The organism is Methylobacterium sp. yr668 (assembly GCF_900116245.1).
Taxonomy (GTDB): domain Bacteria; phylum Pseudomonadota; class Alphaproteobacteria; order Rhizobiales; family Beijerinckiaceae; genus Methylobacterium.
Map to the genome: position 1 here is coordinate 33,366 of NZ_FOZY01000013.1, position 23,613 is coordinate 56,978.

The 23,613-nt window shown below is 71.9% G+C and carries 22 protein-coding genes; 18 read left to right on the plus strand and 4 right to left on the minus strand.

The genetic code is table 11. From position 1 onward, the window contains the following. The first annotated feature begins 8 nt into the window (after positions 1-8). From BM419_RS17235 to BM419_RS17250, 4 genes are all read left to right on the plus strand, one after another. Positions 9-1,214, plus strand: a complete 1,206-nt coding sequence (locus BM419_RS17235; RefSeq protein WP_091927146.1) for an O-antigen ligase family protein — start codon at positions 9-11, stop codon at positions 1,212-1,214. Positions 1,215-1,342: 128 nt separating this feature from the next. Continuing rightward, positions 1,343-2,095: a glycosyltransferase family 25 protein gene (locus BM419_RS17240; RefSeq protein WP_091927147.1), complete on the plus strand. Its 753-nt coding sequence runs from the start codon at positions 1,343-1,345 to the stop codon at positions 2,093-2,095. A 300-nt stretch (positions 2,096-2,395) separates the two neighbouring features. Further along, positions 2,396-4,075 (plus strand): hypothetical protein, encoded by a 1,680-nt coding sequence (locus BM419_RS17245; protein WP_091927148.1) that lies wholly within the window; start codon positions 2,396-2,398, stop codon positions 4,073-4,075. Further along, entirely contained in the window at positions 4,072-4,485 is a 414-nt protein-coding gene (locus BM419_RS17250; RefSeq protein ID WP_091927149.1) for a DCC1-like thiol-disulfide oxidoreductase family protein, read from the plus strand. Before BM419_RS17245 ends, BM419_RS17250 begins: the two co-directional genes overlap by 4 nt. Positions 4,486-4,525: 40 nt before the next feature. Here BM419_RS17250 and BM419_RS17255 read toward each other — a convergent pair whose 3' ends face one another. Further along, the gene (locus BM419_RS17255) at positions 4,526-5,452 is read right to left on the minus strand and encodes a glycosyltransferase family 2 protein (protein ID WP_091927150.1); all 927 of its coding nucleotides are present in this window, start codon (positions 5,450-5,452) and stop codon (positions 4,526-4,528) included. Between the two features lie 808 nt (positions 5,453-6,260). On the opposite strand from BM419_RS17255, the gene BM419_RS17260 reads away from it, so the two are divergent. The 8 genes from BM419_RS17260 to BM419_RS17295 all read left to right on the plus strand — a co-directional run bounded on the left by BM419_RS17260 (position 6,261) and on the right by BM419_RS17295 (position 14,478). Then, positions 6,261-7,769: an oligosaccharide flippase family protein gene (locus BM419_RS17260; RefSeq protein WP_244540791.1), complete on the plus strand. Its 1,509-nt coding sequence runs from the start codon at positions 6,261-6,263 to the stop codon at positions 7,767-7,769. Positions 7,770-7,854: 85 nt separating this feature from the next. Then, entirely contained in the window at positions 7,855-8,763 is a 909-nt protein-coding gene (locus BM419_RS17265; RefSeq protein WP_091927151.1) for a LysR family transcriptional regulator, read from the plus strand. Between the two features lie 165 nt (positions 8,764-8,928). Further along, positions 8,929-9,744 (plus strand): putative hydro-lyase, encoded by an 816-nt coding sequence (locus tag BM419_RS17270; protein WP_091927152.1) that lies wholly within the window; start codon positions 8,929-8,931, stop codon positions 9,742-9,744. Between the two features lie 43 nt (positions 9,745-9,787). Next, complete coding sequence (locus BM419_RS17275) at positions 9,788-11,059, plus strand: MFS transporter (protein WP_091927153.1); 1,272 nt, start codon at positions 9,788-9,790, stop codon at positions 11,057-11,059. Positions 11,060-11,087: 28 nt separating this feature from the next. Beyond that, the gene (locus BM419_RS17280) at positions 11,088-11,849 is read left to right on the plus strand and encodes a 5-oxoprolinase subunit PxpA (protein WP_091927154.1); all 762 of its coding nucleotides are present in this window, start codon (positions 11,088-11,090) and stop codon (positions 11,847-11,849) included. Next, the gene (locus tag BM419_RS17285) at positions 11,846-12,580 is read left to right on the plus strand and encodes a 5-oxoprolinase subunit B family protein (protein WP_091927155.1); all 735 of its coding nucleotides are present in this window, start codon (positions 11,846-11,848) and stop codon (positions 12,578-12,580) included. Before BM419_RS17280 ends, BM419_RS17285 begins: the two co-directional genes overlap by 4 nt. Beyond that, positions 12,580-13,596, plus strand: a complete 1,017-nt coding sequence (locus BM419_RS17290; RefSeq protein WP_091927156.1) for a 5-oxoprolinase subunit C family protein — start codon at positions 12,580-12,582, stop codon at positions 13,594-13,596. The genes BM419_RS17285 and BM419_RS17290 overlap by 1 nt, the downstream gene beginning before the upstream one ends. 93 nt (positions 13,597-13,689) lie before the next feature. Next, positions 13,690-14,478: an aldolase gene (locus tag BM419_RS17295; protein ID WP_091927157.1), complete on the plus strand. Its 789-nt coding sequence runs from the start codon at positions 13,690-13,692 to the stop codon at positions 14,476-14,478. A gap of 7 nt (positions 14,479-14,485) precedes the next feature. Here the strand turns inward: BM419_RS17295 and BM419_RS17300 are convergent, their stop codons facing one another. Further along, complete coding sequence (locus BM419_RS17300) at positions 14,486-15,778, minus strand: lytic murein transglycosylase (RefSeq protein ID WP_091927158.1); 1,293 nt, start codon at positions 15,776-15,778, stop codon at positions 14,486-14,488. Positions 15,779-15,933: 155 nt separating this feature from the next. On the opposite strand from BM419_RS17300, the gene BM419_RS17305 reads away from it, so the two are divergent. The 3 genes from BM419_RS17305 to BM419_RS17315 all read left to right on the plus strand — a co-directional run bounded on the left by BM419_RS17305 (position 15,934) and on the right by BM419_RS17315 (position 18,217). Further along, complete coding sequence (locus BM419_RS17305; protein WP_091927159.1) at positions 15,934-16,428, plus strand: SRPBCC family protein; 495 nt, start codon at positions 15,934-15,936, stop codon at positions 16,426-16,428. 152 nt (positions 16,429-16,580) lie between these two features. Then, positions 16,581-17,993, plus strand: a complete 1,413-nt coding sequence (gene pyk / locus BM419_RS17310; protein ID WP_091927160.1) for a pyruvate kinase — start codon at positions 16,581-16,583, stop codon at positions 17,991-17,993. Between the two features lie 95 nt (positions 17,994-18,088). Then, complete coding sequence (locus BM419_RS17315; RefSeq protein ID WP_012320301.1) at positions 18,089-18,217, plus strand: hypothetical protein; 129 nt, start codon at positions 18,089-18,091, stop codon at positions 18,215-18,217. 65 nt (positions 18,218-18,282) lie between these two features. Here the strand turns inward: BM419_RS17315 and BM419_RS17320 are convergent, their stop codons facing one another. Continuing rightward, entirely contained in the window at positions 18,283-19,470 is a 1,188-nt protein-coding gene (locus tag BM419_RS17320; protein ID WP_175556320.1) for a patatin-like phospholipase family protein, read from the minus strand. A gap of 512 nt (positions 19,471-19,982) precedes the next feature. Between BM419_RS17320 and BM419_RS17325 the strand changes: the two genes are divergently transcribed. After that, a complete protein-coding gene (locus BM419_RS17325) occupies positions 19,983-20,516 on the plus strand; it encodes a GcrA family cell cycle regulator (protein WP_020093059.1) in 534 nt (177 codons plus the stop codon). Between the two features lie 12 nt (positions 20,517-20,528). Here BM419_RS17325 and BM419_RS17330 read toward each other — a convergent pair whose 3' ends face one another. Then, complete coding sequence (locus tag BM419_RS17330) at positions 20,529-21,545, minus strand: TAXI family TRAP transporter solute-binding subunit (protein ID WP_244540792.1); 1,017 nt, start codon at positions 21,543-21,545, stop codon at positions 20,529-20,531. 212 nt (positions 21,546-21,757) lie between these two features. Between BM419_RS17330 and cysK the strand changes: the two genes are divergently transcribed. Together cysK and BM419_RS17340 are read left to right on the plus strand one after the other, a co-directional pair. Further along, a complete protein-coding gene (cysK, locus tag BM419_RS17335) occupies positions 21,758-22,732 on the plus strand; it encodes a cysteine synthase A (protein WP_070999936.1) in 975 nt (324 codons plus the stop codon). A 322-nt stretch (positions 22,733-23,054) separates the two neighbouring features. After that, positions 23,055-23,558, plus strand: a complete 504-nt coding sequence (locus tag BM419_RS17340; protein ID WP_091927162.1) for a hypothetical protein — start codon at positions 23,055-23,057, stop codon at positions 23,556-23,558. The last annotated feature ends 55 nt before the right edge of the window (positions 23,559-23,613 follow it).

Sequence of the window (23,613 nt, forward strand, 5' to 3'; positions counted from 1 at the left end):
CCGAGGCCATGCCGCGGCTCGGCGTGGCCGCCGCCGCGTGGATCGTGCTGTTCCTCTTCGCCCCGGTGGTCGGCGAGCAGATCAAGCTGCCGGGCATCGACAAGGCGATCTGGATCGGCAGCGACCTGATCGCTTTCGCGTTCTTGGTCATGCGCCGCGACCTCGCCGCCACCCTGTTCGGCAGCCGTCTGCTGCTGCTCAGCTGGCCGCTCCTCGCGATCGCGTCCGCCCTGTGGTCCCTCACGCCCGGCCTCTCGGCCTATCACGGGCTCCAGCTGCTCGCGACGATCGTGGCCGGCATCACCCTGCGGACGACGATGGGCCTGTCCCGCCTCGTCAGGATCGTCTTCCTGGGCCTCCTGGCGGGACAGCTCCTGTCGGCCTTTCTCACGGTGGCGGCGCCCGCCCTGACGCGCGGGACGGACGGCAACTGGGCCGGGATCTACTCACACAAGAACGTCCTCGGATCCCTGTCGAGCCTCCAGATCCTCTGCGCGGCCTGCCTGTTCCTGCAGGGCTGGAACCGTCTCCTGACCGCGTTCGGATTCTGCCTGGCCCTGGCGCTCCTCGTGTCGACGCACTCGGCCACCGCCCTGGTAGCGGCCGCCGCGGGGCTGTTGCCGCTCGCCGCGATCTTCGCGTGGCGCCAGGGCAAGCACGTGACGGGCTTCTGCCTAGGCATCGCCATCGCCCTGGCGGGCGTCGGGATCCTCGTCGTCGCCGCGCGGGGCGCCGACATCTCGGCGAGCGTGCTGTCGGATCTCGGCAAGGACACCACGCTGACCGGCCGCACCATCCTCTGGCAGTTCGGCCTCGACCAGTTCTGGCGGGAGCCGCTCATCGGCATCGGCTACAAGGCCTACTGGGAGAGCCCGCTCACCACGGCCGCCTACCTGCACTTCGTCATGAAGCAGAAGCTGTGGTTCTTCCACAACAACTTCATCGACACGGCCGTGGCGTTCGGGATCGTCGGCCTGGTCCTCTTCACGGCCGCGCTGCTCGACACCGCGCGCCGGGTGATCGCCCATTTCGCGCGCTCCTCCGGCTACGTCGAGGCGTGGCCGATCCTGTTCATGAGCCAGCTCTTCGTCCTGGTCTGTTTCGAGTGCCCGCTCTTCGTCAATCACGGTCTCCACCAGCTCCTGCTGGCGGCGATCCTGCCGGTGGTGCGGTCGCCGACCGTCGACGGGAGCGACCCGGCCGCCCGCGATTGAGCTCGCAGGCCCGAGCGCCGTCCGGACCCCGGCGCAGATCCGGACGGCCGGAGCCGGAGGACGCGGTCGGGAAGGATCACGGCCGCCGAACGCGGCCGGCCCGACGGGCCCCATCAGAGGTGACTACGATGTACTGCTTCGGGATCTCCCTGCCCCGGTTCCGCGAACGGCACGCCTACCTATCCCGGCACCTTGCCGAGGTGTGGGGGCCGCGCTGCGAGATCACCGGCTATGAAGGCCCGGTCCCGGATCCGAACGCCCCGTTCCAACCCGACCTGACGGCCGGTCAGATCGGGTGCGCGCTGTCCCACATGAGCGCCTACGAGCGGATGATCGCGCTCGACCTGCCGCACGCGCTCATCGTCGAGGATGACGTCGTTCTGCCGCCGAAGATCCATCAGATCGTGGCCGGCATCGAGGCCGCCTTGCGGCCGGGCGACGTCGTCCTGCTCTTCAATTGGGCCGAGACGGTCGGGCCGTTCAGCTCGGTCGACACCGTCACCATCGGAGAATACCGGTTGTGCCTGCCCATGGACATGAGCAGCCTCGGCACGGCCGCAGCCTACGTGATCACCCGGTCGGCGGCCGAGGGGATCCTGCGGGCCAACCGCCCGGTCGCGGTGACGTCGGACAACTGGGCCTACTTCTTCGAGCGCGGCGCCCTGACATGCGGTCGCGCGCTCGTCCCGAACGCCGTCTCGCGGAAACCTTTCGAGTCGACCATCTTCACGTCCCGCTCCAGGATCGCGGCCTTCCTGAAAGGCAACCCGATCCTCAAGCCCCTCTTCGCCGCGCGCCGCCGGGTCCTGGCGGAGCGGGTCGCCGCCAAGCTGACATTCGTCGACGAGACCTCACCGCTGGCGGGACAGGCGCCGCGCTGACGCCCGTCCCACCGCGCGCAGCGGCGGGTAGAGCCCGGGGGCCGGGACGGTCGGGGTAGCCGAAAGGCGTAGGGGCGATCGCCCTCTTTGCAGCCTCTCACACCCCCGTGAAGTGCCAAGCTCTCCGGCGAGGCAGGAGCCCGGGGCGGCAGGACAGGTCCGCGGCGGGTCCTCCTCGAGACGCCCGCATGACGGCGGACCCCGTTCGGCCGCTGGCCGCCCCGTCAAAGCGGGCCCTTGAGGATGAGAGGTCGTCGCTGCGCGCAGCGGCGGTCGCACCAGCGCGGCGGAAGACAGACGATGAGCAGCACGCTCCCGATCACCGGCCCGGACAAGGCCCTCGACACCGCCCTGCGACGCCTCGTCCGACCGGTGGCGGAGCGGGCGCGCTACTACCTGATCCTGCTCGCGCAGATCGGCGCCCTGCTGGTCCTGCTGAAGGTCTCGCACGGCGTCACGGCGATCAACAACTACTACGGCGTGGTGCTGCCCGTGGCGCTGGCCCTCGCGATGACGCGGGTGCGCTTCGCCGCCGCCGATCTCGCGTCGGTCCGGCTGCTGCAGATGATCGGCGTGATCGCGGGCGGCTACGCGCTGATCCACTACCCGCTCTTCCCCGTCATTCTGCCCGGGGCGAAGGCGACCGTCGCCGTCACGGCCATCGCGGTGCTGTGGGTCGCGGCCGTGGCCGGCGGCGTGCTCTGCCTGCGCTGGCCCTCGCTCGCCCTGATCAGCGCCACCTACCTGGTCTGGAGCAAGCAGGCGGTCATCCGGGTGACCGGCCTCTGGCACGGGCACATCATCGACGTGGTGCCGCTCGCGGAGGTGAGCTTCTGCCTCGTCGCGGGCCTGCTGATCGCCCACGGGACGGCGCGTCTGCGCGACTGGCGCGGGCTCGGCGCCGCGGCGCGGTCGGACGTCGCGTCGGCCAGCGCGATGTTCTCGAAGGTGCTGATCGCGGCGGCGATCAGCATCCACCTCGGCAACTACTATTCGTCATTCCTGGCCAAGGTCACGCTCGACGACGGGCCGTTCTCGTGGCTGCTGAACAACGATCCCGGCAAGATCTTCATCGTCGGCCTCGACAACAACCACGTCCCCTACGCCGGCTGGCCCGTGCTGGTGGAGGCGATGCGCACGATCCTGAGCCATTCGAGCGCGCTGACCAACACGCTCATCCTGGTCGGCCAGGGCATCGCCCTGGTGGGGATCCTCATGCCGCGCCGCTGGCTGCTGCTGCTGCTCCTCGGCTTCGACGTGATGCACCTGTCGATCATCGTGCTCATGGGCGCCAACTTCGCCCCCTGGATCATGCTGAACCTCGCCATCGCGGCCGTCGTCGTGAGCCGGCACTACGAGCGGCCCCCGGTCTCGGTCGGGATCCTGTCGGTGCTGTTCATCCTGACCGGCAACACGTTCATGACCCAGGCCTGGCTCGGCTGGTACGACACCCTGGCCAATAACAAGATGTACTTCGAGGCGGTCGACCGGACCGGCCAGCGGCACTACGTGCCGACCAACTTCTTCACCTTCTACTCCTACCCGTTCGCCCACATGGCCTACGGCGCGCCCGACGCGGCGAACGCCTTCGCCCTCGACAACCCGAACGGCGGCACGCAGGTCTTCCGCAAGGTCACGGCCTCGACGACCTGCGACGTTCCCGTCCTGACCGCGCCGGACGGCCTGGGCCAGGAATACTCGAAGTCGGAGATCGACGGGCCGGCGCTGGACGCCTACGTCCGGGGCTACCACCGCCTCGTCAGCGCGATCCGCGACAGGACGGGCCTGTTCCCCTACGCGGTCTATCCGCACCACTTCTTCGTCCCGCTCCAGTATGCCGCCGGCTTCGACACCCTCGCCATGGCCGACATCGTCGCCTACGTGTACCGGCGCGAATCCGTCTGCTTCAGCCTGCAGGACGGCGTCCCCGTCCGCCGCGTGGTGTCCGAAGCCGAGCACAGGATCGACCTGACGCCATGACCGCCCCCTCGACCGAGGCCGCCCTGACGGTGGTCTACGACGGCGAATGCCCGTTCTGCTCCAACTACGTGCACCTCATGGCCCTGCGCCGGTCGGTCGGCACCGTCGCCCTGGTGGACGCCCGGAGCGGGGGTCCCCTGGTCGACGAGATCGCGCGGCGCGGGTACGACCTCGACGAGGGCATGGTCGTCCGGCACGGCCTGGACCTCTATTACGGCGCGGACGCCCTCGTCCTGCTGTCGCGCCTCAGCGACGACCGGGGCGCGGCGAGCCGGCTCCTGGCGCGGCTGCTGCGCAGCCCCGGACGCGCGCGGCTTCTCTACCCGGCGATGAAGCTCGGGCGGCGCGTCACGCTCCGGATGCTCGGCCGGACGCGCCTCGCGCGGCCCGGCGGCGCGCCGGCCCGCTGAGCGGGCCGCGCTCCCGCGCCTCCCGCCGGCCCGGAGCGCCCTAGGCCCGGGCGGGCGGGCGCGTCAGCAGCGTCCGCGCGCTGTGCCAGGCGAAGGCCAGGACGCCGCTCAGATTGGCGGTCACGATGGCGCGCCACGTCAGGCCGAGCTGCGCGTCGAAGCACGGGCCCCCGACCAGTTCGCGGGCGGCGTTGCGGGCGGACCAGTACAGGTGCTTGATCAGCCACGGGCTGCGGCCGATGTGCTTGGCGTAGAGCGCGCCGTTGCCGAACTGGTAGTTCCAGTGCAGCCGGTCGATCGTGCGCGGGTCCCGGCGCCCGTGGAAATGCTTGACGCTCATGTCGGGCACGTACTCGACCGCCACGCCGGCCGCCCAGCCGCGGTAGATGAAGTCCGTGTCCTCCGCCGCGCGGAACGTCGCCCCGGGGCCGAACGCCGCGTCGAATCCGCCGATCCGCTCGATGACGGCCCGGCTGCAGGTCATGTTGCAGCCGTGGACGAAGCCGCCGGGATGGGCCGGGTACGTCAGCCGGCTGGCCAGGGCCTCGGTCTTCGTGGTGAAGTCGATGTCCTGGGTCGATCCCAGTTCGACACGGCCACCGCGGATGACGCTTTCCGTGTCGCCGGCATAGTGCGCGATCAGATCTCGCAGATACTGGCCCGACACGACGCAATCGTCGTCGATGAACGCGATGATGTCTCCGGACGCGCGCGCGATCGCGGCGTTCCGAGACCCGGCGACACCTGGGCGCGCCTGCGCGAGGAGCAGAACGTCGCGTCGATCGATCGAGATTGACGCGGACCAGCGCTTCAACGCCGCGTCCGTGCCGTCTTCGGACCCGTTATCGACGACGATGATCTCGGCCTCAGCTTCGGGCGCGGCCTCGATCGCGCGGACCACCGAGTCGAGCGTCTGCAGAAGGGACGCTACACGGTTGCGAGTACATACGATGAAGCTGATCTTCATTTGGCATTATTCCATAAATACTGCCAGAATTGCGACCTTCTAAAACAAGTCACAGACAATGTATAGTAATATTATTGCACTTCCTCGATCCGTGCGCCGTAGGGGCGACTACGCCTTTTGGATGCGGAACCGAATGTCATGCAGTTGTGGCGGCGCAATATCCGGAGTCGTCGACGCACAGCGACGGCCACCTCGATCCTCTGACGGGCTATAGGAAAGTCCAGATCCGCGCCGGCATCGGATAATGATCTCGCGCATTCGATCTCACCAACCCGTCAAGCCGGGAACATCTTGCGGAGATTTACTGTTCCATCGGCGATAACGCGGAATAGAGCACGCGCGCGCCGTGACGGAATGCGACCCGTCGGGCCTCTCGACCGGACCTCTAAGTTGTTCCGCGAGGTCTTCGGCCGAAACATCGGATCATCCCGGCCGTGCCGCGCGCTGCTTGCACATTCGGAAATCTTCGTTCGGCCTCGGCATACGGTGCTGCCAGCGTGAACGGGGCTCGAAGTGCGCTCAGTTAGATGAATATATTACGTGCCGATTCGTGACGCGGGCAGATCACGGACATGTGCGCCCGATACAGTCAAATCGGATTCCCGGACTCGGGAGCGGGCGAGTTCTCGGGCCTCTCTGCAGCGCCTGATCTGCACGGCGGCCCGACCTGACCTCGGCCATCGGGCGTGGGCACGGTCCTCCGATTGGCCAGCTGCCGCGGTCCACCGGGCACTGTTAAGCCGTCCCGACCGATCGCGCCCTGGCCGCCGCCAGCGCCGCCGCCACCCTGTCGCGTCCGAAGGATCCCATGGCAGAACTCCGAGAGGGGCCGGAAGCGACGGCGCCGCCCGCGTTCTCGAAGCGCCGGAGCCTGGCCTGGATGGGATTCTGCCAGGGCGGGTTGTTCCTGGCACAGTTCGGCACCTCGCTGGCCCTCGCGCGGCTGCTGACGCCCCACGAGACCGGCATCTTCAGCCTCGCCGCCGCGATCGCGGGCCTGCTGTCCACGCTGCGCTCCTGCGGCCTGTCGAGCTACATCGTCCGGGCGGACCGGGTGGACGGGGCCCTGCTGGCGAGCGTGTTCACGGTGAACCTGATCCTGTCGGGCGCGGCGGCGCTCCTGATCCTGGCCTTCAGCGTGTTCGGCAGCGTCCTCCTCGGCGAGCCGGAGGTCCAGCGCGCCCTGGCCATCCTCGCCGTCGTGCCGCTGGTCGGCGCGCTGGAGTTCCGCCCGGCCGCCATGATCGAGCGGCACGGCAATTTCCGCGGCGTGGCCCTCGTCAACATGCTGCGCGGTCTCGTCGCCAGCGGCGCGATGCTGGCGCTGGCGCTCCTCGGCTTCAGCTACATGAGCCAGGCCTACGGGCAGGCCGCGGGCGCCGTCGCGGCGGCGCTGGCGGCGAACGGCCTCGGCCTGCGCTACGTGTCGCTGCGCATGGGCCTCGCGGGCTGGCGCGAGATCCTGACCTACGGCGGCCGGCTCTTCGCCATCGCGGGGGTTGCGGGAATCGCCGGCCGGATGGGCGACCTCGTCCTCGGGCGGATGCTCGGGCTCAGCGCCCTCGGCCTGTACTCCCGCGCGGCGAGCCTCAACACCCTGATGTGGGACCACCTGCACGTGGTGATCACGCGCATCACCTTCGTGGACCTCGCCAACCAGCAGCGGAACGGGCAGTCCCTGCGCACCTGCTACCTCCACACGCTGCGGATGATCACCGTGCTGCTCTGGCCGGCCTTCGCGGGCGCGGCCGTCCTGGCCGGGCCGATCATGCGCGTCCTGCTCGGTCCGGGCTGGGACGGCGCGGCGCTGCCCTTCTGCCTGCTGTCCCTGGCGGCGATCGTGCTGAGTTCGCTCAGCATGACCTGGGAGGTGTTCCTAATCCGGGATCAGACCGCCCTGCAGGCGCGGTTCGAGTTCCTGCGCCACGGCGCCGGCCTCGTGATGTTCAGCATCGGCTGCCTGTTCGGACTCGGCGGCGCGGGCGCGGCACGGGTCGGCGAGGCGCTCCTGGCCGTGGGCCTCTACCGGCCGCATCTCGAGCGGATGACCGACACGTTCCGGCGCGACTACGCCCCCATCTACCTCCACGCCGCCGTCCTGACCGCCATCGCCGTCGCGCCCGCCGTCCTGGTGATGTCGGCCTGGGGATGGTCGGCCGAGACGCCGCTCCCGAGCCTCGCGGCCGCGATCGCCGCCGGGATCGCCGGCTGGGCCTGCGGCCTCTGGTACCTGGACCATCCCCTCGTCGCGGAAGCGCGCCTGCTGCTCGCGCACATGCGCCCGGCCCGTCCGGCCACGAGCGTGTCGAACCTCTAGCGGCGAGCGGCGGCCGCGCGCTTGCGCTCGCGCGCTCCGCGGCGCGATATGGCCGGGCACGACGGCGAGGCGGGACGATCGCGGGATGGCGGATTTCCGCAGCTTGGAGGTGTTCTACTGGGTCGCGAAACTCTCGAGCTTTCGCCGCGCCAGTGAGAAGGTGAACACCACGCAGCCGGCGGTCTCCCAGCGCATCGCGGCCCTGGAGCACGAGTACGGGACTCTGTTCGAGCGCCGCAGCCGGGACGTCGCGCTGACGGAGCGGGGACGCCTGCTCCTCGGCTTCGCGGAGCGGTTCCTGGCGCTCCAGACCGAGATGAGCGCGGCTCTGCACGAGACCGGCCGGACGCGGGGCACCCTGCGGCTCGGCGTATCCGAGACGATCGTGCACCTGTGGTTGTCGCGCTTCATCGAGCGGATGCGCGCCACCCATCCCGGGATCGGCGTCGACATCACGGTCGACATCTCGCCGAACATGCAGGCCGCCCTGGTCGCCGACGAGATCGACCTCGCCCTCCTCGTCGGCCCGATCACCCTGCCGAGCTTCGCCAACCGGCCCCTGTTCAGCACCCCCGTCGCCTGGATCGCCGCGCCTGGCCTGCTGCCGGACGACGAGCCCCTGAGCCTCGGCGCGCTGCTGCACCACCCGCTCATCACCTACCCGCGCAACACCAGCCCCTACGTCGAGCTGCGCGACCTCGTCCTGCAGGAGAACCTCCTGCCGAGCCAGATCCACACGAGCGCCTCTCTGGCCACCATCGTGAAGATGGGCGTGGAGGGCCTCGGGATCTGCGTGATCCCCCCGGCCGTGGTCGAGGCCGAACTGCGTGCCGGCACCCTGCGCGTCCTGCCAGCCGAGCCGCAGCTCTCGGACCTGACCTTCACGGCGATGCACACCAAGCGGCCGGCCCACCACTTCGTGGCGGACGCGGCCCGCCTCGCCCAAGACGTCGCCGAGGCCTGGGCCGCCGAGACCTGGGCCGCCGGCCGATAAGTCCGGTTTATCGCGCCCCATTCGCAATCACGATTGGCGTGCCCCGCGGCGCGATGGGATCGTTGCCGCAGGAAATGAATCGCTGAAGCGATCGGGATCTCGCGGAATACGGACGGCCGACGCGGCCGCTCCGGCGCGCGACGACCAGCCAGGGAGATCAACGCGGTGAGCCAGCACGCGGGCGCCGATGGCGCGCCACCTGTCTTCGCCGACGCGGCGGACGCGCGACGCGCGATCCGCGCGGGTCGGTTCCGGGGCCACACCTCGGGTCTCGTCCCCGCCCACGCGCAGGGCAACCTGATGATCCTGCCGCGGGCCATGGCGGAGGATTTCCACCGCTTCTGCCAGCAGAACCCGAAGCCCTGCCCGATCCTCGGCGTCTCGCGGCCCGGCGACCGCGCACTGCCGACGCTGGGGACCGATCTCGACCTCGCCACCGACGTCCCCGGCTACCGCGTCTACGAGGGCGGCGCGCTCGTGGCCGAGCTGCCCGACCTGACCGGCGTGTGGCGGGACGACCTCGTCACCTTCGTCCTCGGCTGCTCCTTCTCGTTCGAGGCCGGCCTGATCGAGGCGGGCATCCCGCTCCGGCACGTCGCCCTCGGCCGCAACGTCGCGATGTACCGGACCTCCATCTCCACCCAGCCGTCGGGCCCGTTCCACGGTCCGCTCGTCGTCTCCATGCGGCCCATGAAGGCGGCGGACGCCATCAAGGCCGTGCAGGTGACGGCCCGGATGCCGGCGGTCCACGGGGCGCCGATCCATCTCGGCGACCCGGGCCTGATCGGCATCCGCGACCTCGCGCGGCCGGATTTCGGCGACCCCGTGCCGATCGAGCCGGACGAGATCCCGGTATTCTGGGCCTGCGGGGTCACCCCCCAGGCGGTGGCGATGGCGGCGCGGCTGCCGCTCTGCATCACCCACGCGCCCGGTCACATGCTGATCACCGACCTCCTCAACCGCGACCTGCCGTTCCTGTGACCATCCCGGCCGCGCGGCGGCCCGTCCGCAAAGGAGTTGCGCCATGTGGGTGAAAGACACGAGTCCGGCGGAGCGCCGGGTCCTGGGCGCGGCCTTCGCGGGCTACGGCGTCGATGCGTTCGACTACATGATCTACACGTTCCTGATCCCGACCCTGGTCGTGGTCTGGGGCCTGACCAAGGTCGAGGCCGGCAACATCGCCACCGCCGCGCTGGTGACCTCGGCGATCGGCGGCTGGGCGGCCGGGATCCTCGCCGACCGCTACGGCCGGGTCGTCGTCCTGCAGGGCACCGTCGCGTGGTTCACCCTGTTCACGGTGCTCAGCGGCTTCACCCATTCCTACGAGCAGCTGCTCGTGACCCGCGCACTGCAGGGCTTCGGCTTCGGCGGCGAGTGGTCGGTGGGCTCGGTGCTGATCGCCGAGACGATCCAGGCCCGCTACCGCGGCAAGGCGGTGGGGCTCGTCCAGTCGAGCTGGGCGGTCGGCTGGGCCTGCGCGGCGATCGCCTTCTGGGCCGTGTTCGCCCTGGCGGAGCCGGCGGTGGCGTGGCGGATCCTGTTCTGGCTCGGCGCCCTCCCCTCGGTGCTGATCTTCTGGATCCGCCGCAACATCGAGGACCCCGAGGTCTACCGGCAGACCCGCGCCGCCATGCGGGACGTCGGCGACACCGGCAGCTTCCTCGACATCTTCTCCCGGCCGCTGATCGGCCGGACCGTGCTGGCGAGCCTCCTCGCGACTGGCATGCAGGGCGGCTACTACGCCGTGACGACATGGCTCCCGACCTACCTGAAGACCGAGCGCAACCTCTCGGTCCTGAACACCAGCGGCTACCTGCTGATGCTGATCTTCGGGTCGTTCGTCGGGTACCTGACCAGCGCGTGGCTCTCCGACCGGATCGGGCGCCGCCTGGGCTTCGTCCTGTTCGGCTTCTGCGCCGGCATCCTCGTCCTGGCCTACACGCTGATCCCGATCACCGACCCGGTGATGCTGATCCTCGGCTTCCCGCTGGGCTTCTTCCTCTCCGGCGTCTTCTCCGGGATGGGCGCCTTCCTGAGCGAGCTGTTCCCGAGCCGGATCCGCGGCTCCGCGCAGGGCTTCTGCTACAATTTCGGCCGCGCCACCGGCGCGATCTGCCCGGCCGTGGTGGGCCACCTCAGCGGTTCGCTGACACTCGGCATCGCCATCGGCGTCGTGGCGGCGGGCGCCTATTGCCTCGTGATCGTCGCGGCGCTTCTCTTGCCGGAGACGGCGGGCCGCGCGCTCGATTCTCGCAGCGCGGATCCGGCCGAGCCGGAACCCGTTGCGGCCCTATGAGACCCGATCGGCACGCGGAGCGGCGGCGATGACCAGCGTGGACTTGAATTCCGACCTCGGCGAGGGCTACGGCGCCTACGCCTGCGGCGACGACGCGGCGATCCTCGGGATCGTCACCTCGGCCAACGTCGCCTGCGGCCTCCACGCCGGCGACCCCGAGATCATGGCCCGGACCTTCGCGCTGGCGAAGGAGCGCGGCGTCGCGGTCGGCGCCCATCCGGGCTTCCCGGATCTCTGGGGCTTCGGGCGGCGGCGGATGCCCTACAGCCCCGCCGAGATCGAGCGGCTCGTCGCCTACCAGATCGGCGCCGCGCAGGCGCTCGCCGCCTATGCCGGCCACCGCATCACCTACGTGAAGGCGCACGGGGCGCTGGCCAACGTCGCCGCCGAGGAGCGGCCGGTGGCCGACGCCATCGCACGCGCGGTCCGCGCGGTGGACCGGGAGCTCGCGCTGCTCGCCATCGCGCTGACCGCCCAGGTGCCGGCGGGCGAGGCCTGCGGCCTCGAGGTTCACCAGGAGATCTTCGCCGATCGCGGCTACACGCCGACCGGCCTCTTGATCCCCCGCAGCCAGCCCGGCGCGATGATCACCGATGCCGGCGAGGCGGCCGACCGCGTCCTGCGCATGGTCGAGGCGGGCGCGATCCTCACGGCCGACGGCCAAGCGCTGCCGACGCCGATCCGCTCGATCTGCGTCCACGGCGATTCGGACCACGCCGTCGCCACGGCGCGGGCGGTGCGGACCCGGCTGGAGGGCGCGGGCGTCACGCTGGCGCCGTTCCGGCCGTGAGCGCGGCGCTGGACGAGCCCCGGCTCCTCGACGCCGGCGAGGCGGCCCTCGTGGTCGAGTTCGGCAGCACCGTCGACCCGGCGATCAGCGACCGGGTCCTGGCCCTCGACGACGCCCTCGGGGCGGATCCGCCCGAGGGGCTGCGCGAGCGCGTGCCGACCTACCGCTCCCTGATGCTGCACTACGACCCGCTGGTGCTCGACCGCGGGACGCTCGCCGAACGGGTCCGGGCGCTGGTGGCCGGCGCGACCGCGCGGGCGGCCCGCCCGACCCTGTGGACCCTGCCCTGCTGCTACGACGCGCCCCACGGGGAGGACGTCGCGCAGGTCGCCGAGCGGAGCGGCCTGAGCCCGGAGACTGTGGTGTCGACCCACGCCGCCACGACCTTCCGGGTCTACATGTACGGCTTCGCGCCGGGCTTCGCGTATCTCGGCGGCCTGCCGCAGCCCTTGGCGGTGCCCCGGCGGGCGAGCCCGCGGCCGCCGCACCCGCGCAACGCGATCATGATCGGCGGCGGCCTCGCCGCGGTGGCGACCGTGCCGATGCCGACCGGCTGGTACGTGATCGGCGCGACGCCGTCCCGCCTCTACGCGCCGGAGCGCGACCCGAGCTTCTTCGTCGGCGCCGGCGACCTGATCCGCTTCGAGCCCGTGGATGCCGCGACCTTCGACGCCCTCACGGCGCGCGAGGCGGCGGGCGAGCCGGTGGCCCGCCGCGGGGAGGCGCGCTGATGCCCGCCCTCGTCATCGACTCCGCCGGGCCCGGCATCACCCTGCAGGACGGGGGCCGGCACGGCTACCTGCGCTACGGCATCACGGCCGCGGGCCCGATGGACCCGCTGATGCACGCCGCGGCCAACCGGGCGGCGTCGAACGCCCTCGACGCCACCGCCATCGAGATCTCCACGGGCGGCATCACCGTCTCGGCGCAGGACGGCGCCGTCGGGCTCGCCCTGCTGGCGCCGGGCTTCCGCGTCGCGCTGGACGGCGTGCCCCTGCCCGACACGGTCGCGCTCGCCCTGGAGCCCGGCCAGACCCTCGTCGTGCGGGCCGGCGATGCCGGCGCCTGGGGCTACCTCGCGGTCGCCGGGCGGCTCGACGTGGCGCCGGTCCTCGGCTCGGCGGCGACCCATACCCGCTCGGGGCTCGGCGGCCTCGACGGGCGCGGCCTCGCCGCGGGCGACCGCCTCCCCGTCGCCGAGGGCCGGACGTCGGACGGAGCGCCGCAGCGGCTCGTCGCGCCCTGGCTCGCCCGGGACGGCCGGGAGATCCGGGTCGTGCTGGGCCCGCAGGACGACTACTTCGCGCCCGACCAGGTCGAGGCCTTCCTGGCCGGTCCCTGGACGGTCTCGCCGCGGGGCGACCGGATGGCCTGCTTCGTCGACGGCACGCCGCTGAGGCACGCCAAGGGGCACGACATCGTCTCGGACGGCGTCGCCATGGGGGCGATCCAGGTGCCCGGCAACGGCCTGCCGATCATCCTGATGGCCGACCGGCAATCCACCGGCGGCTACCCGAAGATCGCCACGGTCATCGGGCCGGATCTCGGGCGGCTGGCGCAGGTCCGGGGCGGGGCGAGCCTGTCGTTCCGGCGCGTCTCGGTGGCGGAAGCGGTCGCGGCGCGGCGGGCCGAGCGCGATCTCCTGCGCGAGGCGGTCCCGCGCGAGCCGGTCATCCGCACGGATTTCGCGTCGGACTTCCTGCTCGGCCTCAACCTCGTCGGCGGCGTCACGGACGGCCGCGCCTGAGCGCGGAGCGGCTGCGCAGGGGCGAGCGAGCGTCTAGAGTGCGGGACCGGTCGAGTCCCCGGCCCGAACCCCGACACAGGAAAGCCCGCACGCATGGCGCACGCCGTTACCGCCCCGGGAACCCCGCCCGCCCGCAGCAACGAGCCCCTGAACGCCGACAGCGTGCGCCGCGCCCGGATCGACCTCGCCGCCTGCCTGCGCTGGGCCGCGCGCAACGGCCTGGAAGAAGGGATCTGCAACCACTTCTCGGCGGTGCTGCCGGAGCGGCCCGACCTGTTCCTGGTCAATCCCTACGGCCTCGCCTTCGCGGAGGTCACCGCGTCGAGCCTGCTGCTCTGCGACTTCCACGGCAACGTCCTCGAGGGCGACGGCCAGCCCGAGGCCACCGCCTTCCACATCCACGCCGAGCTGCACCGGCTGAAGCCCCGCGCCCGGGCCGCGTTCCACACCCACATGCCCTATTCCACGGCCCTGGCCATGCTGGAGGGCGAGCCCCTGATGTGGGCGGGCCAGACGGCGCTGCGCTTCTACGGCCGGATCGCCGTGGACGAGGATTACAACGGTCTCGCGCTCGATTCGTCCGAGGGCCGGCGGATCGCCGAGAGCGCCGGCGAGGCGGACGTCGTGTTCCTGAAGAACCACGGCGTGATGGTGCTGGGCGAGACGATCGCGGAGGCCTGGGACGACCTCTACTACCTGGAGCGCGCCGCGCAGGCGCAGGTCCTGGCCATGAGCACGGGGCGCGCGCTCAAGCCCGTGCCCGAGGCGATCGTGCAGCGCGTGGCGGCCCAGGAGGCGGCCGGGCGCGCCGAGAGCGCCCGCCTCCACCTGGAGAGCGTCAAGCGGGTTCTGGCCCGGGACGAGCCCGCCTTCCTGGCGTGAGCGCCCGTCAGGGCGCGGCCCGGACCCGGTCCAGCAGCGCGGCGTCGGCGTAACCGTCCGGCGGCAGGCCGACCGACCCCTGGAAGGCGCGCAGCGCCGCCCGCGTCTTCGGGCCGATCTTGCCGTCGACCCCGCCGGTGGCGAAGCCGCGCTCCGTCAGCCGGGTCTGCAGGTCGCGCCGCTCGTCGCCGGTGAGGGGCCGGTCGCCCCGCGGCCAGTCGTGCACCAGGCCCGGGTCGCCGCGCAGGCGGTCCGACAGGAGCGCGACGGTCAGCGCGTAGGACAGGGCCGTGTTGTAGCGGAGGATCACCGCGAAGTTCGGCTGCAGCAGGAAGGCGGGGCCGCGGATCCCGGCGGGCAGGATCAGGGTCGCCTCGGCCGTGTCCGGCAGGGCGCGGTCGCGGGCGGGTCTCACGCCGAGCGCCCGCCACGCCGCGACGGTGCGGACCGTCGTCTCGTCGGCGAGCGCCGCGTCGAAGGTCTCGGGCAGCACCGCCTCGGCGCCCCAGCCCGCGCCGGGCTTCCAGCCGTGGCTGCGCAGGTAGTTCGCCGTCGACGCGAGGGCGTCCGGCACCGAGGTCCAGATGTCGCGCCGGCCGTCGCCGTCGAAATCGACCGCCTCGCGCTGGTAGACGCTGGGCATGAACTGCGTGTGCCCCATGGCGCCGGCCCAGGACCCGGTCAGCCCCGCTTGCATCCGGTCGAGGGGCGCCTGGTTCCAGGCCAGGATCTGGAGCGCCGCCGCCAGCTCGTCGCGCCAGTACGTCGCCCGGGCGGGATCGCTGCAGCCGAGCGTCGCGAGCGAGCGGACGACCGGCTTCACCACCGCCGGGTTGTCGAGCACGGCGCCGTAGCTCGATTCGACGCCCCAGAACGCCACTAGGATGTGGCGGTCGACCCCGTACCTGGCCTCGATGGCGGCGAGCGTGTCGGCGTGCTCGGCGAGCTTGCGCATACCGGCCTCGACGCGGGCCGGCGTGACGCTGGCCTCGATGTAGTCCCAGATCGGACGGACGAACTCGCCCTGGCTCTGGGTCGCGGCGATCACGTCCGGGTCGGGGGTGAGCGCGGCGAGCTGCGCCTCGGCGAGGCCCTGCGGCACGGCGCGGGCCGTGACCCAGGCGATCAGGTCGGCCCGGCAGGCCTCGAAGGCCTGCGGCGCGGCCGGCGGCGACGGGTCCGGCCCCGCGGCGAGCGCCGGCATGGCCGTGCCGATGACGAGCGCGGCGCCGGTCGCCAGGACCGCGCGCGCGGCGCCGCTCCGGGTCGCGGGCCGCTTCGGCGCGGCGCGATCGTCCATGGGCATCTCCGGTGATCCTGACGGGCGCGGCGTAGCATACCGCGCCGGCAGCGACACCTTCGAGACGCGGTCCGTCGCGGCCCCGGGGCTCGCCGCGGCCCGGCGGCGCCCCAAGTCGCGTCACATCAGCCCGGCGGCCCGGAGACCGACCCGTGATGCATCCCGCTTCCCTGACGGCGATCGGCGCGGCCGTCCTGGCCGCCGGACCGGCCAGCGCCCTGGAGGTCACCCGCAGCCGCGACATCCCGGCTCCGCCCGCCGCGGTCTGGGCGCTGGTCGGCGATTTCTGCGCGATCCAGAACTGGCACCCGCAGGTCCAGCGCTGCATCCTGTCGGGCGAGGACGAGGATGACGGCATCCGCGCGCAGATCCGCGGCCTCGTGGTGAAGGGCGGCAAGGGCACGATCGCCGAGGTCGAGACCGCGCGCGACGAGACCGGCATGAGCTACAGCTACAGCTTCATCCAGGGGCCCCTGCCGGTGCGCGCCTACAACGCGACGCTGGCAGTCCGTCGCGACGGCGCGGGCTCCACGGTGATCTGGAGCGCGACCTTCGACGCCGAGGGCATGAGCGATGCCGACGCCGTCGCCGACATCACGGGCGTGTTCGACGCCGGGCTTGCCGGGATCGCCCGCGAGGCGGCCAGATAGCTCCCCGCCGAATCGGCCCGCCGCGCGAAAAATCGCCCGCCGGGCGTCGCGAGGCCTCGCCGCGGGGCCGTCGCGGACCGATGTGAGCGCCGTCGGCGCGACCGAGCGCCCGGCTCGATTCCCAGAGGCAGCCTCAGGAGGCCGAGACCCGCATGCGCCGTCACCGCCACGCCAAGATCGTCGCCACCGTCGGTCCCGCCAGCTCCGCCCCAGACCAGCTCCGCGCCCTGTTCCTCGCCGGCGTCGACACGTTCCGGCTCAATTTCAGCCACGGCCTCCAGGCGGATCACGCCAAGGTCCACGCGGCCATCCGCGCCCTCGAGAAGGAGGTCGGCCGGCCGATCGGCATCCTGCAGGATCTCCAGGGCCCGAAGATCCGGATCGGCACGCTCCAGGGCGGACGGCTCGATCTCCAGGCCGGCGAGACGGTGCGCTTCGTCCTCGAGGGCGCCGACGGCGACAAGCAGGCGATGCCGCTGCACCACCCGGAGATCTTCGACGCCGTCGTGCCGGGCCAGGAACTCCTCATCGACGACGGCCGGGTGCGGGTGCGGGTCACCGGACCCGAGCGGACCTCCATCACCGCCGAGGTCGTCACCGGCGGTCCGATCTCGAACCGCAAGGGCGTGAATCTGCCGGGCACGCTGCTGGACCTGTCGCCGCTGACCGAGAAGGACCGGGCGGATCTCGCCTTCGGGCTCGATCTCGGCGTCGACTGGGTCGCCCTGTCGTTCGTCCAGAAGCCGTCCGACGTCATCGAGGCGCGGGGGATCATCGGCGATCGCGCCGGCATCATGTCGAAGATCGAGAAGCCGCAGGCGCTGGAGCGGATCGACGACATCATCCGGCTCTCCGACGCCGTGATGGTCGCCCGCGGCGATCTCGGCGTCGAGATCCCGCACGAGGACGTGCCGGGGCGGCAGAAGGAGCTGATCCGGGCCTGCCGGCTCGCCGTGAAGCCCGTGGTGGTGGCGACCCAGATGCTCGACTCGATGGTCAATGCCCCGGCGCCCACCCGGGCGGAGGCGTCGGACGTCGCCACCGCCATCTACGACGGCGCCGACGCCGTGATGCTCTCGGCGGAATCCGCGACCGGCCGCTACCCGGTCGAGGCGGTGGCGATGATGGACCGGATCATCCGGAGCGTGGAGGGCCACAAGCTCTACCACTCGATCGTCGCGGCCTCGGAGCCGGGTGAGGAGGAGACGCCGCCCCACGCGGTGGCCACCGCCACGGCCGACCTCGCCGAGGCGGTGCGCGCCGCGGCCATCGTCGCCTACACGGCGAGCGGGACGACGGCCGCCCGGGTCGCGCGCAAGCGGCCCGCGGCCTCGATCCTGGCCCTGACCCCCAACGTCGCGACCTCGCGGCGGCTGAGCCTGCTCTGGGGGGCGCACAGCGTCCTGACGGAGGACGTCGACAGCTACGAGGAGATGACCTCGAAGGCCTGCCACCACGCCCAGGACGAGGGCTTCGCGCGGCCGAACGACGTCATCGTGGTCACCGCCGGCATCCCGTTCCACACGGCGGGCAACACCAACAACATCCGCCTGATGCAGGTCTGAGGCGCCCGATCGGGCGCCGGGCTGGAACACGGCCCGCGCCTGACCCGTTGTTGGGGAAGCTGCGCCATTTGGGCGCGATACCGGAGGGCCGACCCATGAACCTGATCGGACGCATCGTCACCAAGATCCTCGGCAACGAGAACCGCCCCGTCGACCGGGACGACCGGAACGCCAGCACGGCGACGCCGCTCGGCCGCCTCGTGACGAAGATCCTGGGCAAGTAGGCGCGTCGTCCGCCCGCGCCATTCGCCGCGCGCCCGAGCCGGGCGCGCGGCGGACCGTTAGGCGGTCAGTTCGCGACGGCGCTGGCGGTCGCCTTGAGCACCGGCGCCGCCGGGATCGAGTGCTGCCAGAAGGTGCCGGTCCGGCCCTTCTCGTAACCGGCCTCGTACAGGGCCCGCATGTAGGCGGTGTCGAAGCCCTTCGCGGCGGACGCCTTGGGGCCGTTCTCGTCGATGTAGGTGAGATTGAAGCCGATGCCGTTGGTGCGGGCCAGCGCGTAGGTCGCCGTCAGCGTCGCGCGGGAGCGGGCGCGGCTCGCGGTGGTGAAGGAGCGCTCGACGATCGAGAGCGTGTTGTCCTTCGTGACCTCGAATTCCGGCTCCAGGCGGCCGTTGATCACCACGTAGATCTCGGCCTTGCCGCCGGTGCGGATCCGCCCGTCGCGCAGCAGCAGGGTTTGCGGCAGGGTGAAGACGGGGGTTACCACCGAGCCGTCGACATGCATCTCCTGGAAGCGCGCGTCGCCGGCCGAGACGTCGATGAACTGGGGCGGGAACACCGCCGGGATGCTGGCCGAGGCCGCCAGCACGTCGCGGAACAGCTGGCGGGCGTTGGGCACCCCGCTCGCCGCGATGGCGCCCATGTTCCAGATCACCGCGCGCTGGGAATCGAGGTTCGTCGTGACGACCAGCAGGCGCCGGCCCTTCGCGTGCTCCTCGGCCACGGCCTTGAGGAGGTCGTCCGTGACGTAGCGGTCGATGAGGTTGCGCAGGCGCCCGTCGCCGAACAGGCCCGAGCCGAACAGCACGTTGGCCAGGTTCGGCGAGGCCACCAGCTCGCTGGCGACGCCGCTCGTGTAGAACTCGGTCAGGTAGGGGTCGTAGGCCGGGCCCAGGAAGGCGAAGGGCGCGATCAGCGCGCCCGTCGAGACGCCGGAGACCAGGGTGAATTCGGGCCGCTTGCCGGACGCCGTCCAGCCGTTGAGCACGCCCGCCCCGTAGGCGCCGTCGCCGCCGCCGCCCGACAGGGCCAGGTAGGTGAAGCCCTTGAGGCGCCGCTCCGGATTAGCGGCGAGCGCCGCGATCGTGTCCACCGACGCGTCCGCGAAGACGCGCGCGCCGGGGATGCCCGGCACGGTGGCGAAGGCCGCCTGCTCGGCACTGTAGGGGGTCCGCGGAACGCTGCCGCAGGCCGCGACCTGACCCGCCAGCCCGAACGCCATCGCCATGCGCAGGCTGACCTGACGAACACCCATCGTCACTTCCTCGAACCGCGAAACGCGCCCACTCTGCCACACGGAACGAGCTTGGCCGTATCGCCTGTTCCGTCTTAGCCGGCTTCGGAGGAACGATAAGGCCGCGCTGTTGCGGTGGGGTCACGATCCCACGCGATCGGGGCGCAAGCGTGGCCGCTGCGGCCGGCGGCCCGGACGGTGCGGCGCCGTACCGGTCACCGGCGGGACTGCGCCGGGGCCGCGCAGGATCGCGCCGGACACGGCCGACCCGGGCCGGCCTGGGTCATTGCCGGTGGACAGGCGTCGCGGCGGCCCGTGCCCGGCGACCGCCCGCCCTTGCAACGTTCGCGAGCGCCGCGCTAGGGTTCCCCCGTGGCCTGGCGAGACAGGGTGTCGCACGCGATGCGGCAGCCGGTGCGCGGGGGCGCGGTCTGCGCGGCGACACGGTCGGCCGGGATAACGGCTTCTGTCTGCCTGGAAGACGCGGACTGGCCTTCGGGAACGCGGCCGAGCCGCAGGGGGCGGAGGGGATGATGGAAGCGGGTCTCGGCTGGACGGACGATCGCGTGGCGCTGCTGCGCCGCCTGTGGGAAGACGGGCAGAGCGCCAGCAAGATCGCGGCGCAACTCGGCGGCGTCACCCGCAACGCGGTGATCGGCAAGGTCCACCGCCTGGGTCTGGCCGGTCGCGCCCGCGGCGGCGAGGAAGCCGCCACCGCCGTCCCGCCGTCGAAGACGGTCGAGATCGAGACCGCCATCGCGGTGGTCGAGACGCAGGCGCCCGAGCCGGTCGCGATCCTGGCCCACCGTCCGGCCCCGGACTTCCCGGCGCCCGCGCCGGCCGCGGCGCCCGCGCCCGTGGCCCTCGCGGTGTCGGAGCGCGTCACCATCATGGACCTCCGGGAATCCATGTGCCGCTGGCCCCTCGGCGACCCGACGACGCCGGAATTCCGCTTCTGCGGCGCCCGCTCCATCACCGGCCTGCCGTACTGCACCCACCACGCCGAGATCGCCTACCAGCCCGCCGCCGAGCGGAAGCGCGATCGCCGGGTCGCCTCGTTCCGCTGAGCCCCCGCGCCGTCAGCGCAGCGTGACGCCGGCTTCGCGCAGGACGCGGGCGGTGCCTGGATTGACCTGGTCCGCCGGGACGAGGCCGACGAGGTTCCTTGGCTGCGCTTCGGTGAGATCCGTCCGCGCCAGCGCCCGGACGATCCGGTAGGCCGTCTCCTCGTCGAGGCCGGGCCGCGCGATCACGAAGCTCCAGGACCCCACCGTCGCGATCGGCTCCGCCTGCCCGGCGAAGCTGCCGGCCGGAACCGTGAGGCGCCGCGTCGCCGCGCCGGGCTGCGCGAGGCGCGCGATGGCTGCCTCGGACGGTCCGAAGAAGCGGGCCCCGCCCGGATCCGCGGCCAGCGCGTGGAAGCCCGGCCAATCGAGGCCTCCGCCCCAGAGCGCGTCGGCGCGGCCCTCGCGCACCAGGGCCGGGCCGTCGCCGGCCCGGTCGAGGAGGATCGGGCTGATGTCGCGCTCGGGATCGAGGCCCGAGGCGCCGAGGACGCTGCGGCCCATGACGGTCAGCCCGGACTTGTGCGTGCCGAGCACGACCCTGCGCCCGCGCAGGTCCGCCACCGAGCGGATCGCGCTGGTCGCCGGCACCACGAACAGGCCCGGCGTCGGGTACATCGGCGCCAGGACGGTCAGGCCGCCGCCCTCGGCGAGGGCCGGGTAGGCGTACTCGCCCTGCACGAGGCCGAGATCGACGCGGCCGGCGCGGAGGAGGCCGACATTCTCGGACGACCCGCCGGTGGCGCGCCGCTCGACGGTCAGGGCCGGGTCCGCGGCCGCGACCGCGCCGGCGAAGGCCTCCCCGAAGGCCGGGAAGCCGCCCCCCGGCGTCGCGGTGGCGAGCACGACGCGGAGCGCCTCGGCGGCCCGCGCCGGCCGCGCCAGGATCAGCCCGAGGCCCGCCAGAAGAGCGGCCCGACGAGTCGGCCGAAGGGGGAGGCCCCGTCCGCCCGTCGGGCAGGATGGTCGGGCAGCGCCGGCCGCGGCCGGACGGGCTGGAGAATAGAATTCCATCAGGAACGGGCCGCTCAATAAAGGTCTTCCACCCCGCCGCGAAAGTTCGCCCAATTCCGGAAAGAACTTTCGGCAACGGCACTTAGCCCGATTGCTCCGGCCGCGGCAACGCGATATCGCAGCCTCCCGTCCGGGCCGGTCAAGCCTCCCCACGCGAGGGCGATCCCTTGGCGGGGCCTATCCCGGATACGACATCTGTCCGATCCGTCACCACGAGCAGGAGTTCCGCGATGGCCGATACCCTCAACGCACCGGCGAAGGTCGGCCACGGCCGTGTCTACGGCTCGATCACCGAGACGATCGGCAACACCCCTCTGGTGCGCCTTAACCGGCTGCCCAAGGAGCACGGCGTCGACGCCGAGATCCTGCTGAAGCTCGAGTTCTTCAACCCAATCGCGAGCGTGAAGGACCGCATCGGCGTCAACATGATCGACGCCCTGGAGGCCTCCGGGAAGCTCCAGCCCGGCGGCACGCTGGTCGAGCCGACCTCGGGCAACACCGGCATCGCCCTCGCCTTCACGGCGGCGGCCCGCGGCTACCGGCTCATCCTGGTGATGCCCGAGACGATGTCGCTGGAGCGGCGCAAGATGCTCGCCTTCCTGGGTGCGGAGCTGGCGCTCACGCCGGGCGCGCAGGGCATGAAGGGCGCGATCGCCAAGGCCGAGGAGCTCCTGAAGGAGATCCCGGGCTCGGTCATGCCGCAGCAATTCTCCAACCCGGCCAACCCGGAGATCCACCGGAAGACCACCGCCGAGGAGATCTGGAGCGACACGGGCGGCCAGCTCGACGCGTTCGTGGCCGGCGTCGGCACCGGCGGCACCGTGACGGGCGTCGGCGAGGTGCTGAAGCCGCGCCTGCCGAACCTGAAGGTCTTCGCGGTGGAGCCGGAGGACAGCCCGGTGATCTCCGGCGGCCAGCCCGGCCCGCACAAGATCCAGGGCATCGGCGCCGGGTTCATCCCCGACAACCTGCACACCAACATCCTCGACGGCGTCCTGAAGGTCACCAACCAGGCGGCGTTCGAGACTTCCCGGGCGCTCGCCCGGCTGGAGGGCATCCCCGGCGGCATCTCCACCGGCGGCAACGTCGCGGCGGCGCTGGAGCTGGCCAAGCGCCCCGAGTTCCAGGGCAAGCGGATCGTGACGGTCGCCTGCTCGTTCGCCGAGCGCTACATCTCCTCGGCGCTGTTCGACGGGATCGGCTGAACCGGCCATCGGAGCGGCCTTCGGGCCGCTCCCCTACGGAGCGCCGATCGAATCGCACCGGCGCGGATCGCGGCGATGTGGATCCGCGCACGCTTCCGGTCCGCCGGGGACGGACACGATCGTCGCGACCCACGAAATTTTTCATTAGATCACAGTCATAAAATCATTTTTCTTTGATCATTATCTGTCTCTCTCAAAACTTATTCGCAGCACAATACTGAGTTTTGGGCGCAATTTGCGGATCAACACTTCGATCTGCCGTGCCTGGACTCCAGAAAAACTCTCCGCTAACGCCGGCCGGCGAACGGACAGTGACGATCTCATGCGCGGCCTCCTGCTTCTCGTGTTCGGCCTCTGGGCTCAGGCGGCGATGGCCCAGGGCTTCGCGGTCCACGACCTGACCGGCCTGGCCGAAGCCGCCCGAACGGCGCTCGGACCGGCGGCCACGGCGCGGGCGGAGGCCGGGCAGCTCGGCCTGCACTGCGCCGCCTGCGCGGGCGCCCCGACGATCGCGTTGCGGCTCGGGCGCCTGACGGACGGGACCGAGGCCCGGGTCCGCTCGGGCAGGACGACCCTCGCGGCGCTCGAGGCGCTCTGCGTGCGGCGCAATCCGGATTGCCGGCTCTCGGCACTGCCCGCCGGCCCGGCGATCGGCTGGTTGAGCGTGTACGCGCTGGACGGCGGCGCCGGGGCGACCGCGGTGATCCTCCGGGACGGCGATCTGCTGACGATCGAGGCGCGGGCATCGGATCGCGGGGCCGCGGAGGATGCGGCGCGGCGCCTCATGCAGGCCGTCCTGCCCCGGATCGTCGGGCCGGAGACCTGAACCGACCGCCTCCGGTCGCCCAGTTCGCGCAACCCTCCCCGGCCGCCTCCGTTGT